This is a genomic window from Streptomyces sp. NPDC006365, assembly GCF_042870755.1.
In the GTDB taxonomy this organism is placed as follows: Bacteria; Actinomycetota; Actinomycetes; order Streptomycetales; family Streptomycetaceae; genus Streptomyces; species Streptomyces xiangluensis.
In genome coordinates this window covers 103,191-119,365 of sequence record NZ_JBIAHS010000011.1, presented here as the reverse complement: position 1 = coordinate 119,365, position 16,175 = coordinate 103,191, and the positions used below count along the sequence as shown (strand labels likewise).

Annotated in this window: 14 protein-coding genes and 1 riboswitch; of the genes, 5 read left to right on the top strand and 9 right to left on the bottom strand. The window is 67.7% G+C overall.

Translation table 11 applies throughout. From position 1 onward, the window contains the following. Positions 1–137 precede the first annotated feature (137 nt). From ACFYO0_RS27810 to ACFYO0_RS27795, 4 genes are all read left to right on the top strand, one after another. Positions 138–1,118: a tetratricopeptide repeat protein gene (locus ACFYO0_RS27810; RefSeq protein ID WP_386339192.1), complete on the top strand. Its 981-nt coding sequence runs from the start codon at positions 138–140 to the stop codon at positions 1,116–1,118. Between the two features lie 129 nt (positions 1,119–1,247). Next, the gene (def, locus tag ACFYO0_RS27805) at positions 1,248–1,898 is read left to right on the top strand and encodes a peptide deformylase (protein ID WP_388681296.1); all 651 of its coding nucleotides are present in this window, start codon (positions 1,248–1,250) and stop codon (positions 1,896–1,898) included. Positions 1,899–2,296: 398 nt separating this feature from the next. Next, the gene (gene cyc1, locus ACFYO0_RS27800; protein ID WP_388681294.1) at positions 2,297–3,382 is read left to right on the top strand and encodes an epi-isozizaene synthase; all 1,086 of its coding nucleotides are present in this window, start codon (positions 2,297–2,299) and stop codon (positions 3,380–3,382) included. Then, complete coding sequence (locus ACFYO0_RS27795; RefSeq protein WP_388681291.1) at positions 3,379–4,752, top strand: cytochrome P450; 1,374 nt, start codon at positions 3,379–3,381, stop codon at positions 4,750–4,752. The genes cyc1 and ACFYO0_RS27795 overlap by 4 nt, the downstream gene beginning before the upstream one ends. Positions 4,753–4,779: 27 nt before the next feature. Here ACFYO0_RS27795 and ACFYO0_RS27790 read toward each other — a convergent pair whose 3' ends face one another. After that, positions 4,780–5,757, bottom strand: coding sequence for a GlxA family transcriptional regulator (locus tag ACFYO0_RS27790; RefSeq protein WP_388681288.1), 978 nt, complete (start codon positions 5,755–5,757; stop codon positions 4,780–4,782). A 93-nt stretch (positions 5,758–5,850) separates the two neighbouring features. Between ACFYO0_RS27790 and ACFYO0_RS27785 the strand changes: the two genes are divergently transcribed. Beyond that, on the top strand, positions 5,851–6,087 hold the full coding sequence (locus tag ACFYO0_RS27785; protein ID WP_388681285.1) for a hypothetical protein: 237 nt from the start codon (positions 5,851–5,853) through the stop codon (positions 6,085–6,087). On the opposite strand, the gene ACFYO0_RS27780 is transcribed toward ACFYO0_RS27785, so the two are convergent. The 8 genes from ACFYO0_RS27780 to ACFYO0_RS27745 form a co-directional block, all read right to left on the bottom strand. Continuing rightward, a complete protein-coding gene (locus ACFYO0_RS27780; protein WP_388681282.1) occupies positions 6,000–7,019 on the bottom strand; it encodes a ribonucleotide-diphosphate reductase subunit beta in 1,020 nt (339 codons plus the stop codon). The genes ACFYO0_RS27785 and ACFYO0_RS27780 overlap by 88 nt on opposite strands. Beyond that, positions 7,016–9,412, bottom strand: coding sequence for a ribonucleoside-diphosphate reductase subunit alpha (locus ACFYO0_RS27775; protein ID WP_388681280.1), 2,397 nt, complete (start codon positions 9,410–9,412; stop codon positions 7,016–7,018). The genes ACFYO0_RS27780 and ACFYO0_RS27775 overlap by 4 nt, the downstream gene beginning before the upstream one ends. A gap of 164 nt (positions 9,413–9,576) precedes the next feature. Next, a riboswitch (cobalamin riboswitch) is annotated at positions 9,577–9,671 on the bottom strand. 114 nt (positions 9,672–9,785) lie between these two features. Then, the gene (locus ACFYO0_RS27770) at positions 9,786–10,292 is read right to left on the bottom strand and encodes a GNAT family N-acetyltransferase (RefSeq protein ID WP_388681278.1); all 507 of its coding nucleotides are present in this window, start codon (positions 10,290–10,292) and stop codon (positions 9,786–9,788) included. Positions 10,293–10,365: 73 nt separating this feature from the next. Beyond that, positions 10,366–11,355, bottom strand: coding sequence for a nucleoside hydrolase (locus tag ACFYO0_RS27765; protein ID WP_388681275.1), 990 nt, complete (start codon positions 11,353–11,355; stop codon positions 10,366–10,368). A gap of 271 nt (positions 11,356–11,626) precedes the next feature. Continuing rightward, on the bottom strand, positions 11,627–13,255 hold the full coding sequence (mctP, locus tag ACFYO0_RS27760; protein ID WP_388681272.1) for a monocarboxylate uptake permease MctP: 1,629 nt from the start codon (positions 13,253–13,255) through the stop codon (positions 11,627–11,629). After that, positions 13,252–13,569, bottom strand: a complete 318-nt coding sequence (locus ACFYO0_RS27755; protein ID WP_388681269.1) for a DUF3311 domain-containing protein — start codon at positions 13,567–13,569, stop codon at positions 13,252–13,254. Before ACFYO0_RS27755 ends, mctP begins: the two co-directional genes overlap by 4 nt. 144 nt (positions 13,570–13,713) lie before the next feature. Beyond that, a complete protein-coding gene (locus ACFYO0_RS27750; RefSeq protein ID WP_388681266.1) occupies positions 13,714–13,914 on the bottom strand; it encodes a YbdD/YjiX family protein in 201 nt (66 codons plus the stop codon). Continuing rightward, positions 13,886–16,030: a carbon starvation CstA family protein gene (locus tag ACFYO0_RS27745; RefSeq protein ID WP_388681264.1), complete on the bottom strand. Its 2,145-nt coding sequence runs from the start codon at positions 16,028–16,030 to the stop codon at positions 13,886–13,888. Before ACFYO0_RS27745 ends, ACFYO0_RS27750 begins: the two co-directional genes overlap by 29 nt. Between the last annotated feature and the right edge of the window lie 145 nt (positions 16,031–16,175).

Genomic DNA, 16,175 nt, shown 5'->3' with positions numbered 1-16,175 from the left:
CCCCGGTCCAGGCTGGGTAACCCCTGGGTAATGAGCGCCCGTCCGGCCGTACGTGGTTGGATGCGAGGAAGAGGACAACAGGGGGCACAGTCCAGCCCGAGGCTGCACGCTCTTCGACGAACTGGCAGGCGGGAATCGTGAGGATCTTCGGCAAGGGACGGCACCGGCCCTCCGCCTCATGGCGGCAGGCCACCGACCGCGCGTTCACGCTGATCGGCGACGGCCGGTACGAGGACGCGGGGGCGCTTCTCACGCGTGCGGCGGACCTGGAGCCCTGGCTGTCCGAATCCTGGTTCAACCTCGCCCTGCTGCACAAGTTCCGGCACGACTGGGAGCAGGCGCGGGCCGCCGGCCTGAGGGCCGTGGCACTGCTCGACCGGGCGACCGGGGCGCCTGATTGGTGGAACGTGGGCATCGCGGCCACCGCCCTGCAGGACTGGCCCCTCGCCCGCCGGGCCTGGCAGGCGTACGGGCTGAAGGTGCCCGGTGGCGCCACCGCCTCCGGAGAGCCCGTCGGGATGGAGCTGGGCAGCGCGGCCGTACGGCTGTCGCCCGAGGGCGAGGCCGAGGTCGTATGGGGGCGCCGGCTGGACCCGGCCCGGATCGAGGTGCTGTCCATTCCGCTGCCGTCCTCCGGGCGGCGCTGGGGCGAGGTCGTGCTGCACGACGGCGTACCGCACGGCGAGCGGACGACGGCCGCCGGGCACGCGTATCCCGTGTTCGACGAGATCGAGCTGTGGGCGCCTTCACCGGTCCCCACCTGGGTCGTACTCCTGGAAGCGGAGACCGAGGACGACCGGGACGCCCTGGAGCGGCTCGCGGCCGACGCCGGCTTCGCCGCCGAGGACTGGTCGTCCTCCGTTCGGCTGCTGTGCCGTATGTGCTCGGAGTCCCGTATGCCGTCCGACGAGGGCGACGGCGAGCATCTCGACCCGCACGACCACAGCGAGCCGGGGCATCCGGGTCCGCTCGGCCATCGCACTGACGGGCAGCTGTGGATGCCCGAGCGCGAGTGCGGCCTCGCGGCGCCCGCCTCGCTGGTGCGGGGCCTGCTCGACGGGTGGGTCGCGGACAGCCCGGACACCCGGGACTGGCGGGATCTCGAAGAGGTCTGTTAGGGGTTGCGAGGACGGTTGTCGGCTGTGGGCCGTCGGGGTGGCTGGTCGCGCCCCTTCGGGGCACGGATGGGCGCCGTAGGCTGTACCCGCAACTTTTTCTTGAGGATCCCAGGAAGGCATACGTCGGTCATGGCGCAGCAGGACACCGATCAGCAGCACGCGGGCGTGCTCCCCGTGGACGACGACGGCTTCGTCATCGACACCGAGGACTGCGAGGAGCGCGAGGCGGCGTACCGCGAGCGCGGCACCTCGCGGCCCATCACGGTCGTCGGGAACCCCGTGCTGCACAAGGAGTGCAAGGACGTGACCGACTTCGGCGACGAGCTGGCCCAACTGGTCGACGACATGTTCGCCAGCCAGCGCACCGCCGAGGGTGTGGGCCTGGCCGCCAACCAGATCGGCGTCGACCTGAAGGTCTTCGTCTACGACTGCGGGGACGACGAGGGCAAGCGCCACGTAGGTGTGGTCTGCAACCCGAAGCTGGTGGACCTGCCTGCCGACAAGCGCAGCCTGGACGACAGCAACGAAGGCTGCCTGTCCGTGCCGACCGCGTACGCGCCGCTCGCCCGTCCCGACTACGCCGAGGTCACCGGGCAGGACGAGAAGGGCAACCCGATCAAGGTACGCGGCACGGGCTACTTCGCACGCTGCCTCCAGCACGAGACGGACCACCTGTACGGCTACCTCTACATCGACCGGCTCTCGAAGCGCGAACGCAAGGAGGCGCTGCGGCAGATGGCCGAGAACGAACCGCGCTACCCGGTCGTGGCCAACGACTGACCTCCGCGCCCGCTGCTGATCCCGTGCCGACCGCCTTGTGAACGGCGGCTGAAGGCGACTGCACGGCGACTGAACGGCGACTGAATCGCCGGGACGGGAAAGGACAGTTGGGGCTCGTGCGTCCCCCAACGTCCCCTGCGAACCACGCCTGGTCGGAAACTCCTCCCGACCAGGCGTCGTTCGTGTGTCCGTCGGACGTTCGATCCCTTTTGTTCTTCATAGAACCAAAATGAGTCACGCAAGAGGGCGTTCTCGGCACCATGGGGTAGTGCGGGGAGCAGATCTGTTCCCTATCAGTCGGTTGTGGTGCTTCATGGAAGGGCGGGGATACGCAAACGACACATGCCCAGCAGAGCGAGAGGGGCATATGTCAACAGGCGGCTGAGAGGGGTTTGTTCGTGCCTGCTTTCTCACAGAGCACCGCAACAACGCACACCCGGGTCGTGGTTCCACCGGCGCTCACTCTCCCGGTGATCGAGACCGAGTTTCCCCGGCAACTCCACCCGTATTGGCCCAGGCTTCAGGAGAACACCCGGGCCTGGCTACTGGAAAAGCGCCTGATGTCGCCCGACAAGGTCGCGGCTTACGCCGATGAGCTGTGCTACACGGATCTGATGGCCGGCTACTACATCGGTGCGCCGGACGACGTCCTCCAGGCGATCGCGGACTACAGCGCGTGGTTCTTCGTCTGGGACGACCGGCACGACCGTGACGTGATCCATAAAAGGCCGGTGGCCTGGCGACGCCTCAAGCACCAACTGCACGCGGCTCTCGACTCCCCCCAGGACCATCTGCACCACCGGGACCCCCTGGTCGCGGGGTTCGCGGACAGCATGGTGCGGTTGTACTCGTTCCTGAGCAGGAGATGGAACACCCGCTTCGCGGGGCATTTCCACGCCGTCATCGAGGCGTACGACCGAGAATTCCACAACCGTACATCGGGAATCGTCCCCACCGTCGAGGAATATCTCGCACTGCGGCGGCTGACCTTTGCGCACTGGATCTGGCTCGATCTGCTGGAACCGAGTGCGGAGTACGAACTCCCGAACGCCGTACTGAAGAATCCCACATACCGGCGGGCGGCGCTTCTGTGCCAGGATTTCGCCGCCTGGTACAACGATCTGTGCTCACTCCCCAAAGAAATAGCGGGAGATGAGGTCCACAATCTCGGAATCAGTCTCATTCACCATGAAGGGCTGACACTTGCAGAGGCTGTCACGGAAGTGCGGCGGCGAGTCCAGGGCACCATCACCGAATTCCTCCTGGCGGAAAGGGAGGTATTGCTGTACGCCAACCGGATCGACAACGGATCCGCGCGCGGCGCCGCATTAGCGGCTGCCGTACGGGCGTGTCTGTTCAATATGCGGAACTGGTTCAGCTCCGTCTACTGGTTCCACCACGAGTCCGGCCGGTACCGGGTCGACAGTTGGGACGACCGCTCCACACCCCCCTACGTCAACAATGAAGCGGCAGGTGAGAAATGACCGTCGAGTCCGCACAACCCGAGGCGACCGAGGCCGCCTCGACGCCGCTCGACCCCGAATTCGCCGCGGGCGCACTGCCCGTCCTCGGCCACAGCTGGAAGATGGTGCGCGACCCGGTGGGCTTCCTCACCCGGCTGCGCGACCACGGTGACGTCGTCCGGATCAGGCTGGGACCGAAGACGGTGTACGCCGTCAACAGTCCGGAACACACCGGAGCCCTGGGCCTGAGCCCCGACTTCGGGATCGGCGGACCGCTGTGGGACACCGTGGAGGTGCTCCTCGGCAAGGGAGTCGTGACCAGTAACGGCGCCCGGCACCGGCGCCAGCGGCGGACGATCCAGCCCCCGCTGCGCATGGACGCGATCCAGCGGTACGAATCGGTGATGGTCGAGGAGGCGCGTACTCTCGCCGACCGCTGGTGGCCCGGTGACACGGTCGACGTCACGGCGGAGGCCTTCCGTATCGCCATCCGCGTCATGGCCCGCTGCCTCTTGCGGACCGAGAACATCGACGAGCTCTCCGACCGGCTGAACGCCGCACTCCACATCGTGATCACGCGGCTGTTCCGGCGGATGTGCCTGTCGTTCGGGCCGTTCTATCGGCTGCCGCTCCCCTCCCACCGCGAATTCGACCGCGCGCTGGCCGAAATGCACCGACTGACCGACGAAGTCATCGCCGAGCGCCGCCGCGTCCCCATGGGCGGCCCCGACGATTTGCTGTCGGTCCTGTTCGAGGCGAAGGACGAGAATGGCGAGCCGATCAGCGAGCAGGAGTTGCACGACCAAGTCATTTCGTTTCTGACGGCGAGCAGCGAAACGACCGGGGTCCAGTTGATGTGGATCTTGGACCTGCTCACCGAGCACCCCGAACACGCGGAGCGGCTGCGCGAAGAAGTCGAATCCGTCGTGGGTGACCGGACCATCACACTCGGCGACGTCAGGAAGCTCACGCACACGAACAATGTCATCACCGAGGCGCTCCGGCTGCGCCCGGCAGTGTGGATACTGACCCGGCGGGCATTCGCCGAAACCGAACTCGGCGGGTATCGCATTCCGGCCGGTGCGGATGTCGTCTACAGCCCGATGGCCGTCCAGCGTGATCCGATGTCGTACGAGCGGCATCTGGAGTTCGATCCCGACCGCTGGCTTCCGGAGCGCGCCAAGGACGTCCCGAAGTACGCGATGGTTCCGTTCAGCGTGGGCAATCGCAAGTGCCCCGGCGACCACTTCTCGATGGCCGAACTAGCCATCATTCTGGCGACGGTGATCCCGAAGTGGCGCTTCGAGTTCCTGCCCGAGACGGATCGCTCGACCCATGTCGGCCTGACGCTCCAGCCCACCCGGCTCCTGCTGAAGGCCATACCGCGCTGAACCGCGTACCGCACCGCGGGCGCACGTTCAGGCGACCTCGGGCTCGTCCCGCGGGCCCCTGAACGTGCGCCGGTACGCCTGCGGCGTCGTCCCCAGCGACCGTACGAACTGATGGCGCAGCGCGGCCGCGGTCCCGAACCCGGTACGGCCCGCGATCGAGTCCATCGTCTCGTCCGTCGCCTCCAGCAACTGCTGGGCCAGCAGCACCCGTTGACGCAGCAGCCAGCGGTACGGCGTGGTGCCGGTCTCCTGCTGGAAACGGCGCGCGAAGGTGCGCGGGGACATGTGCGCACGGGCGGCGAGCTGCTCGACGGTCATCTCCTCGTCGAGGTGACGCTCCATCCACACCAGCACCTCGCCGACCGTGTCGCACCGGGACAACGGCAGCGGGCGCTCGACGAACTGGGCCTGACCGCCGTCACGGTGCGGCGGCACGACCATCCGGCGGGCGATCTTGTTGGCCACCTCCGGCCCCTGCTCCTTGCGGACGATGTGCAGACAGGCGTCGATACCGGCGGCGGTGCCGGCCGAGGTGATCACCGGGTCCTCGTCGACGTACAGCACATCGGGTTCGACGGTCGCCCTCGGATAGCGGCGAGAGAGCTCGTCCGCGTGCCGCCAGTGGACCGTGCAGCGCCGCCCGTCGAGCAGTCCGGCCGCGCCCAGCACGAAGACGCCGGAGCAGACGCTGAGCACGCGCGCCCCGCGGTCGGCGGCCCGGCGCAGGGCGTCGAGCAGCCCGGGCGGGTACTCGCGACCGATGAAGTCGCTTCCGGCCGGTACGGCGATCAGGTCGGCCTCTTCGAGCCGGTCGAGCCCGTACGGAGTGGAGACCGTGAACCCGGGGACATGGGTGCGCAGCGACGGGCCCTCCGCCGAGACGACCGCGAAGTCGTACACGGGCAGGCCCTCGTCGCTGCGGTCGAGGCCGAACACCTCGCAGACGACACCGAGTTCAAAGGGATGCACACCGTCGAGCAGGACCGCGGCCACGTTGTTGAGCATGCTGCCAGTATGTCTGGAGCATGGCAGGAAATCGAGGGTGTGCGGCAGTCCTGCCACTGACGGTAAGGAGTAATCGGCGCGACAGTAGTGTCCATGGATACGACACGCATGGAAGCACTCATCGGAATGGTCACCGTCCTCGGGATCCTGGCCCTGCTCGTCCTCCCCGCCGTGATCGGAATCGTGCGCGACCGGCGCATCGACCGTCAGCTCAGGGAGGCCGAGCAGGCTTCAGCCGGGGATCAGAAGTCCTCGTCGAGGTCGACGGTGCCCTCCACCGCCACCTGGTACGCCGAGGGCCGCCGTTCGAAGAAGTTGGTCAGCTCCTGAACGCCCTGCAACTCCATGAAGGAGAAGGGGTTTTCGGAGCCGTACACCGGAGTGAAGCCGAGCCGCGTCAGCCGCTGGTCGGCCACGCACTCCAGGTACTGCCGCATCGAGTCGGTGTTCATCCCCGGGAGGCCGTCACCGCACAGGTCGCGCGCGAACAGCAGCTCGGCCTCGACGGCTTCCCGGAGCATGTCGGTGACCTGCTGCTGAAGCGCGTCGTCGAAGAGCTCCGGCTCCTCCTTGCGGACGGTGTCGACCACGTCGAAGGCGAAGTTCATGTGCATCGTTTCGTCTCGGAACACCCAGTTGGTGCCGGTGGCCAGGCCGTGCAGCAGGCCGCGGTTGCGGAACCAGTAGACGTACGCGAAGGCACCGTAGAAGAAGAGCCCTTCGATGCACGCGGCGAAGCAGATGAGATTGAGCAGGAAACGGCGGCGGTCGGCCTGGGACTCCAGCCGGTCGATCTGCTCCACCGAGTCCATCCACTTGAAGCAGAACTCGGCCTTCTCGCGGATGGACGGGATGTTCTCGACCGCGTCGAAGGCGGCTGCGCGGTCCTCCGGGTCGGGGAGGTAGGTGTCGAGCAGCGTCAAGTAGAACTGGACGTGCACGGCCTCCTCGAAGAGCTGACGGCTCAAGTAGAGCCGCGCCTCGGGAGAGTTGATGTGCTTGTAGAGCGTGAGCACCAGGTTGTTCGCGACGATCGAGTCGCCGGTCGCGAAGAACGCGACCAGTCGGCCGATGAGGTGCTGCTCACCGGGTGACAGTTTCGCGAGATCTGTCACATCCGAGTGGAGGTCCACCTCCTCCACGGTCCAGGTGTTCTTGATCGCGTCCCGGTAGCGCTCGTAGAAGTCGGGGTAGCGCATGGGGCGCAGGGTCAGCTCGAAGCCCGGGTCGAGGAGATTCTGGGTTCGGGTGGTGCTGGTCACTGGCAGGCCTCGCAGGACTCGGGGTTTTCCAGGGAGCAGGCGACGGCTTCTTCGTCGGGCGCCTGTACGGGGACGGTCCGCGCGTGTGCTTGAGCCGCGCGGGCAATGCGGGTCGCCGGGCGGGAACGCAGGTAGTACGTCGTCTTCAGGCCCGACTTCCAGGCGTACGCGTACATCGAGGAGAGCTTGCCGATGGTCGGTGTCTCCAAGAAGAGGTTCACGGACTGGGACTGGTCCAGGAACGGGGTCCGGGCGGCGGCCATGTCGATCAGGCCGCGCTGCGGGATCTCCCACGCCGTGCGGTAGAGCCGTCGTACGTCCTCGGGGATCCAGGCGAAGTCCTGCACCGAGCCGTTGGCCTCGCGCAGCGCCTCGCGGCTGCGGGCGTCCCAGACACCCAGCTCCTTCAGCTCGTTCACCAGGTACGAGTTGACCTGGAGGAACTCGCCCGACAGGGTCTCGCGCTTGAAGAGGTTGGAGACCTGCGGCTCGATGCACTCGTAGACGCCGGCGATGGAGGCGATTGTGGCGGTGGGCGCGATGGCGAGGAGGAGGGAGTTGCGCAGGCCGGTGGCGGCGATGCGCTGCCGGAGGGCCGACCAGCGCTCGGGCCAGGTGAGTTCGACGTTGTAGTGGTCGGGGTGCAGAACGCCCCGGGCCGTACGGGTCTTCTCCCAGGCCGGGAGCGGGCCGCTGCGCTCGGCGAGGTTGGCGGAGGCCTCGTACGCGGCGAGCATGATGCGCTCGGCGATCTTCGTGGAGAGCTGCTTGGCTTCCGCTGAGTCGAAGGGCAGGCGCAGCTTGAAGAAGACGTCCTGGAGCCCCATCGCGCCGAGGCCCACCGGCCGCCACTTCGCGTTCGAGCGGCCCGCCTGCCGGGTCGGATAGAAGTTGATGTCGACGACGCGGTCGAGGAAGGTGACGGCGGTCCGGACGGTGGAGTCGAGCCGTTCCCAGTCGATGTCACCGGCCGACGCGTCGACGAAGGAACCCAGATTGACGGACCCCAGGTTGCAGACCGCGGTCTCCCCGTCGTCCGTCACCTCCAGGATCTCGGTGCAGAGGTTGGAGGAGTGGACCGTGTGGCCGGGCAGCGCGGTCTGGTTGGCGGTGCGGTTGGCGGTGTCCTTGAACGTCATCCAGCCGTTGCCGGTCTGGGCGAGGGTGCGCATCATGCGGCCGTACAGCTCGCGGGCCGGGATGGTCTTCTTGGCGAGACCGTCCGCCTCCGCTTTGCGGTAGGCCGCGTCGAACTCCTCGCCCCACAGGTCGACCAGTTCCGGCACGTCGGAGGGGGAGAAGAGGGACCACACGCCGTCCTCGTCGACCCGGCGCATGAACTCGTCCGGGATCCAGTGCGCGAGGTTGAGGTTGTGCGTACGGCGAGCGTCCTCGCCGGTGTTGTCGCGCAGTTCCAGGAACTCCTCGATGTCGGAGTGCCAGCTCTCCAGGTAGACGGCTGCGGCACCCTTGCGCCGGCCGCCCTGGTTCACTGCGGCGACCGAGGCGTCGAGGGTCTTCAGGAACGGGACGATGCCGTTGGAGTGCCCGTTCGTACCGCGGATCAGGGCACCGCGGGAACGGATCCGGGAGTACGCGATGCCGATGCCGCCCGCGTGCTTCGAGAGCCGGGCGACTTGCTGGTAGCGCTCGTAGATGGAGTCCAGCTCGTCCTTCGGAGAGTCGAGGAGGTAGCAGGACGACATCTGGGGGTGCCGCGTACCGGAGTTGAACAGGGTGGGGGAGGAGGGCAGGTAGTCGAGGCGGCTCATCAGCCGGTAGAGCGCGGCGACTTCGTCCACGGAACGGGTGGTGTCGTCGTCGGCCAGTCCGCTCGCCACGCGCAGCATGAAGTGCTGGGGAGTCTCGATGACGTACCGGGTGATCGGGTGCCGCAGCAGATATCGGCTGTGGAGCGTACGCAACCCGAAGTACCCGAAGCGGTCGTCGCCTTCGGAGTCGATGAGGCTGTCGAGGCGAGCCGCATGGATCCGTACGAACTCGGCGGTGCGGTCGGCGATCAGGCCCTCGCGGTGTCCCGCCGCGACCGACTCGGAGAATGACCGCACGTCCTGCGAGGCGGCCTCGGCCGCGATGCTGATGGTCAGCAGCCGGGCGGCCAGCTTCGAATAGGCGGGGTCCTCGGAGATCAGACCCGCGGCCGCCTCGGTGGCCAGCTCGCGCAGCTCCGCTGTGATCACCGGCACGGACCCGTGCGCGGACCGGCCGCGCAAGGCCGCGGCGGCGACCCTGCCCGGGTCGGTGTCGGGGAGATCGGCGGTGAGGTCGATCAGGGTCCGCAGCAGCGCGGTCCCTGGTCCGTCGGCCTCGGCCCGGTCCTGCTGGTCCTGTGTCGCTTTCGCTGAGACCGGATCGGCTGGCGCGATGGTCACGTGGGGCTCTCCCTCGCTCGGCAGGGGGCCTGCGGGGAGAGGGTGGTTCGGGGCACACGGACGTACGCGCTCTGCGCAGCGGGACGCCGCGTCCACCGGCCCACTCCGCGAGGCCCGGACGTCATGGTCGCCCGGGCCGGATTGGCCTGGGCGCGCTGTCGGCAGGTCCTCGGACTGACGCTCGCGCACGCCCCGTCCCGGGGACGGACATGCACAAGTACACCGTTGCGGGACAGTTCCGGATTCGCACCGGATTCCCCTGCGGCGACAGCGAGCATGAGCATACATCTTGTGTTGGGCTTGAGAAGCGCACCCCACATGTTGTGTTGCGTGGCGGGATCAGACTGAAGAGCCGCGTGAACGGTGAGGGTCTCTACAGCTCCAACTCGTAGGTCAGCAGTCTGATGTCGTCGAGGTACGGGATCGGGTTCCAGTCGCGTTCCGGAGTGCGGGTGAAGCCGAGACGTTCGTAGATGCGATGGGCTGAGTGCATGGTGCGCTGGGTCGACAGGACGATGCGTACGCAGCCCTCGGTGGCCCGTGCGCGATCTGTGCAGGCGCGTACGAGCGCCTCTCCGACACCCCGGCCGCGGGCCTCCGGGGCGACGGCCAGCATCCGTATCTCGGCCTCACCGGGTTCCGCGATGTCGGCCATCGGCCCGCCGGAGGGTACGAAGGTCACGCCGCCCAGCACGCGGTCGTGTTCGACGGCGACCAGCACCTCCGCCGCGGCGGCCCGCTTGGCGACGTCCCGCAGCTCGCCCAGGTACTCGTCGCTCTCCCCGAAGTCGAGCAGGCCGTCCCCGAGATAGGCCTGTGCGGTGATCTCGCCGAGGGTCTCGTACTCCTCCGGGGCTGCCCGCCTGATCACGATGTCCATGCGGTGCAGTGTGCATCAGGGGTACGACAACGGCCCTGCGGTTTTCCCCGTACTGGATCTCAGCGCGGGGGTCTCAACCCACCCCCGGCCATTGCGGCAGCGTAGCCACGAAGTCCTTCACGAAGTCGCGGGGTCCCGGGCCGAGGGCGACGCGGCCCGTGACGGTCGTGCGGGAGGTGAGGACGGGGGAGTCCGCGTAGTAGACCTGCTGTGCGGCTGAGGGAATGAACACGGTCTTGCCGCGGGTCAGTTCGCTCGCGGACTCGACGATGACCGCGCCCTCCGCGACGGTGATGAACGACTCGTCCGCGCACACCCCCACCGCGAGCGGATCGTGCAGCGGGCAGGCGTCGCCGCCGCCGTGGCGGCGGTAGGCGTCCATGTAGACCCGCAGCAGGCGGGCCGCCAGCGCCGTGCCCGCGCCCGCCGCTTCCACGGCGGCGAGGTCGGCGGGCCGGAAGAGCCAGCGGAGCGAGGCGTCCAGGCCGACCATCGTGAAGGGGATGCCGGAGGACATGACGACCTCGGCGGCGTCCGGGTCGGCCCAGATGTTGAACTCGGCGACCGGAGTGACGTTCCCGGGCACCTGTGCGGCGCCGCCCATGAACACGAGCTTCTTGACGCGGTGGGCGAACGCCGGGTCCTCCAGGAGTGCGATCGCCACGTTCGTGAGCGGGCCCGTGGCGCACACGGTGAGCTCACCCTCGTACTCCCGGGAGAGCCGGATGAGGGCCTGCGCCGAGGACTCCGGCAGGTGGGCGGCCGTGGAGTCGGGCAGCGTCTCGTTGCCGAGGCCCGCCTTGCCGTGGAAGGCGGACGCGGACGTGTACGGGAGGCGGGTCAGGGGGCGGCCCGTTCCGCGGTGCACGGGTACGTCGGCGTCGATGCGCAGGGCGCGGGTCAGGGCCCGGGCGTTGAGGTAGGTCTGCTCGGCGGGGAGGTTGCCTCCCACAGAGGTGTAGGCCTTCAGGTCCCAAAGCCCCGTACCGAGGAGGTACTGCAGGGCCAGGGCGTCGTCTATGCCGGGGTCACTGTCGAGGACGATCGGTGAACGAAGGGTCACGGTGACCAGCGTAACGGCGGGCGGTTGCGCCGCCGAGGGGAGTTCGCCCCCGCAGCCCCTACCCGTCCCATCCCGGGGCCGGCCCCGGACCCCACTGGAGGCTGCGCCCTCAGACCCCATCAGCCCGACGGTCTCGTCCTCAAGTGCCGGACAGGCTGAAAATCAGCCTGTCCGGCACTTGAGGCCCGGGAGCCGGGGGCCCGGGGCGGGGCCCCTGGAGGACCGGAACGCGTAGGGGGAGGCGGGGGCGAAACACCCCCGGCCCAGCCCTCTAGTGCCCCACCCCAGCCGTAGCCGGCGGCAACTCCACCTGCACGCCCGCATCACCCGCATCCGCCGTGTAGTCCCCCGGAGCCGTCTCGTCGATGCCGTCAGGCGCCTTCGCCGCCTTCAGTACGAAGGTCAGAACCACCGTCACCACCACGTTCAGTACGAACGCCGTCAGGCCGATGTAGCCCATCTCCCCGAGCCCCGGAATCTCCGCGTTGGAGCCCCCGAAGTGCTTCTGCGTCGGCGAGGCGACCCCGTACGCGGCCACCGTGCCGTACACCATGCCGACCGCCCAGCCGGCGAGCAGCGCCCAGCGGTGGAACCAGCGGGTGAACAGGCCGCCGACCAGGGCCGGGAAGGTCTGAAGGATCCAGATGCCGCCCAGGAGCTGGAAGTTGATCGCGACGGTCTTGTCCATCGTCAGGACGAAGGCCAGCGCGCCGACCTTCACCAGCAGCGAGACCAGCTTGGAGACCTTCGTCTCCTGGGCCGGGGTCGCGTCCGGCTTGATGAAGTCCTTGTAGATGTTGCGGGTGAACAGGTTCGCCGCAGCGATGGACATGATCGCCGCCGGGACCAGCGCACCGATGCCGATCGCCGCGAAGGCGACACCGGCGAACCAGTCGGGGAACATGGTCTCGAAGAGCTGCGGGATCGCCAACTGCCCGTTCTCCACCTTGATTCCGGCCGCGATCGCCATGAAGCCCAGCAGCGCGAGCAGGCCCAGCATCAGGGAGTACAGCGGCAGGATCGTGGTGTTGCGGCGGATCACCTCACGGCTGCGCGAGGACAGCGTCGCCGTGATCGAGTGCGGGTACATGAACAGTGCGAGGGCGGAGCCCAACGCCAGCGTGGCGTACGTCCATTGGCCGGCCTCGGCCGGGACCAGCGCACCGCGTGGCGCTCCCGTCGCCTCGTTGGTCTGGCTGAACGCGTCGCCCGCCGCGGCGAAGATGTCGTCGAAGCCGCCCAGCTTGATCGGAATGTAGATGATAGCCACCGCGATCACGATGTAGATCAGGGTGTCCTTCACGAACGCGATGAGGGCCGGGGCGCGAAGACCCGACGAGTACGTGTACGCGGCCAGCACGCCGAAGGCGATGAGCAGCGGCAGGTCCTTGATGAACCAGTTCGTGTTCTCTCCGCCGCCGACGCCCATCACATCCAGCACCGCCTGGATGCCGACCAGTTGGAGCGCGATGTACGGCATCGTGGCGAGGATGCCGGTCACGGCCACCGCCAGTGACAGGCTCTTCGAGCCGAACCGCCCGCGTACGAAGTCCGAAGTCGTCACGTAGCCGTGTTTGTGCGACACCGACCAGAGCCGCGGCAGGAAGGTGAAGATCAGGGGGTAGATGAGGATGGTGTACGGCACGGCGAAGAAGCCGGCCGCGCCCGCCGCGTAGATCGCCGCCGGCACGGCCACGAACGTATAGGCCGTGTAGAGGTCGCCGCCGAGCAGGAACCAGGTGACCCAGGTGCCGAACGACCGCCCGCCCAGGCCCCATTCGTCGAGGCTGTGCTCGTTCTCGGCCCTGCGCCAGCGCGAGGCCAGGAAGCCCATGACCGTGACGGCCAGGAAGAAGAAGATGAAGACGGCGAGTGCGACGCCGTTCACGCCGTCCTTCATGCCGACGCACCCCCGTTCTGGGAGGCCTCGGACCGGTCGGCCTTGCGGGCGCGCTGGTCACGCTGCCACAGCTGGTACGCGATCATCGTGAGCGCCGTGGAGATGAGCACCCAGAGCATCTGGTACCAGTAGAAGAACGGGATGCCGATGAAGGCCGGGTCGACCTTCGCGTACGTGCCCACCCAGAGCATCGCCACGAACGGCGCGAAGAGGCAGAGGGCGATCACCACGCGCACCGGTGTGACCACCGGTGGCTTCACCTCAGACGCTCTTGGCGCATCCGGCGCATCCGGCGCATCTGTTGCTTCTGACATACCGCGGCTCCGTCCCCTCAGTGATCACCTGTGCAAGCGCAGGAAATCTAAAGGACAGTTCCGCTTTATGGAACCGCCGTCCGGAATGCGGAAGTAATTGTGCGCATTCAGTGGCGACCGTGTGTGATCGGGAGTCGCGCCTGATCAGCAGCAGCGGAACCCCCGCCTGGGATCAGCCTCCTGACGTTCCGTCCGAGCCCGCTCGAACTCCCGGCGGGACGGCACGAGCGCGTCCGGGTGTTCCGTACGGACGTGTGCGACATAGCGGTCGTACGCGGATTCGTCGGTCAACTCACGTACGTACCACCGCACGGACCTAAGAACCCGGAGCAGCCCCGACAGCATCGCGCTCCTCCTCCTCCTCCTTCTCCTGGCGGGTCGGGATCAACCCGGCCGGGGCGACGATCTTCGACTCCACGTACGGCGCCTCGCTGAGCGTGGACAGCGCGGGGCGGCGTACATGCCTGATGCATACCCTGGCCGCGTCCACGATCACGATCACGATGAGCAGCGCGAGGACCGCCGAAAGGACGCCGTCCACGGTGGAGTTGGTGACCACGGTGCGCATGTCGTCCATGTTCTTGGCGGGCGCGAGCACCTCACCCCGGTCGATGGCGTCCTGGTAGACAGAGCGCTGCTTGAAGAAGCCGACGCGCGGATCGCTGGAGAACACCTTCTGCCAGCTCGCCGTCAGCGTCACCGTGGCGTCCCAGGCGAGCGGAATCCCGGTGACCCAGGCCCACTTGAGGCGCCCGGACTTCACCAGCAGCGTCGTACAGACGGCCAGTGCGACCGCCGCGAGCAGCTGGTTGGAGATGCCGAAGATCGGGAACAGCTGGTTGATGCCGCCGAGCGGTTCATGGACGCCCACCCACAGGAAGTAGCCCCACAGGCCGCAGACGATGCCGCTGGTGATGACGAGGCCGGGCTTCCAGCTCACGTTCTTGAAGGGTTTGTAGAGGTTTCCGAGCGTGTCCTGGAGCATGAAGCGGCCCACACGCGTGCCGGCGTCGAGCGCGGTGAGGATGAACAGTGCCTCGAACATGATCGCGAAGTGGTACCAGAACGCGCGCAGACTGTCCCCGGTGATCTGGGAGAAGATGTCCGAGATGCCGATCGCGAGCGTGGGTGCACCGCCGGTCCGCGACAGCAGAGACGCCTCCTCGACGTTCCGCGCCGCCGCCGCCAGGTCCTCCGGGGATATCTGGTAGCCCCAACTCCCGACCACCTGCGAGGCGTTCTGCACCGAGTCCCCGATGACACCGGCCGGCGCGTTCATCGCGAAGTACAGACCCGGGTCGATGATCGACGCCGCGATCAGTGCCATGACCGCGACCGAGGACTCCATGAGCATGGAGCCGTACCCGATCATCCGGACCTGCGTCTCCTTCTGGATCATCTTCGGCGTCGTACCCGAGGAGATGAGGGAGTGGAAGCCGGACAGCGCCCCGCAGGCGATGGTGATGAAGACGAACGGGAAGAGCGAGCCCGCAAAGACCGGACCGTCACCGCGCGAGGCGAAGTCCGTGACCGCGTCCATCTTCAGCGTCGGCAGAGCGATCACGACGCCGAGCGCGAGCAGGAAGATGGTGCCGATCTTCATGAACGTGGAGAGGTAGTCGCGCGGCGCCAGCAGCATCCACACGGGCAGGATCGAGGCGATGAAGCCGTACGCCACCAGCCAGATTACGAGGGTCGAGGGCGCCAGCGTGAAGGTGTCGGCCCAGGACGACTCCGCGACCCACCGCCCGGAGACGAGCGCGAGCAGCAGCAGTGCGATGCCGATCAGTGAGACCTCGGTGACCCGTCCTGGCCGCAGGACCCGCAGATAGAAGCCCATCAGCAGGGCGATCGGGATCGTCATCGCGATGGAGAAGGTGCCCCAGGGCGACTCGGCGAGGGCGTTGACGATGACCAGCGCCAGCACACCGAGCAGGATGATCATGATGGCGAAGGCGGCGAGCAGGGCCGCTGCCCCGCCGAACGGCCCGATCTCCTCGCGCGCCATCTGCCCGAGCGACCTGCCGTCGCGGCGCGTCGAGAAGAACAGCACCACCATGTCCTGTACGGCGCCCGCGAAGATCACGCCGGCGACGATCCAGATGGTGCCGGGCAAGTACCCCATCTGTGCGGCCAGCACGGGCCCCACCAGCGGGCCCGCACCGGCTATCGCCGCGAAGTGATGGCCGAGCAGCACGCGCCGGTCCGTCGGATGGAAGTCGATGCCGTTGTTGAGCCGCTCGGCGGGCGTGGCGCGGGTCTTGTCGACCTTGAGGACCTTGTTCGCGATGAACTTCGAGTAGAAGCGATAGGCGATGGCGTACGAGCCGAGAGCCGCCGCCACCATCCAGGCGGCCGACACCTCCTCGCCGCGTGAGAGCGCCAGTACGGCCCAGCCCGCCGCGCCCACCAGCGCGACGAGCGTCCAGATGACGATGGATCGAGTGTTCGCAGTGCGCACCGGGTCGTCCTCCCGTCCATGCGATGACGGGGAGGACCGTAAAGCAGGTGAGGGAACAGCGCCACACCGCGTGCACCAGTAGTTTCGCGCCGTACGAACTGGCCCACCCCGCAGGGACCCTGAGGCGGCCCGCTCGCGGCCTACT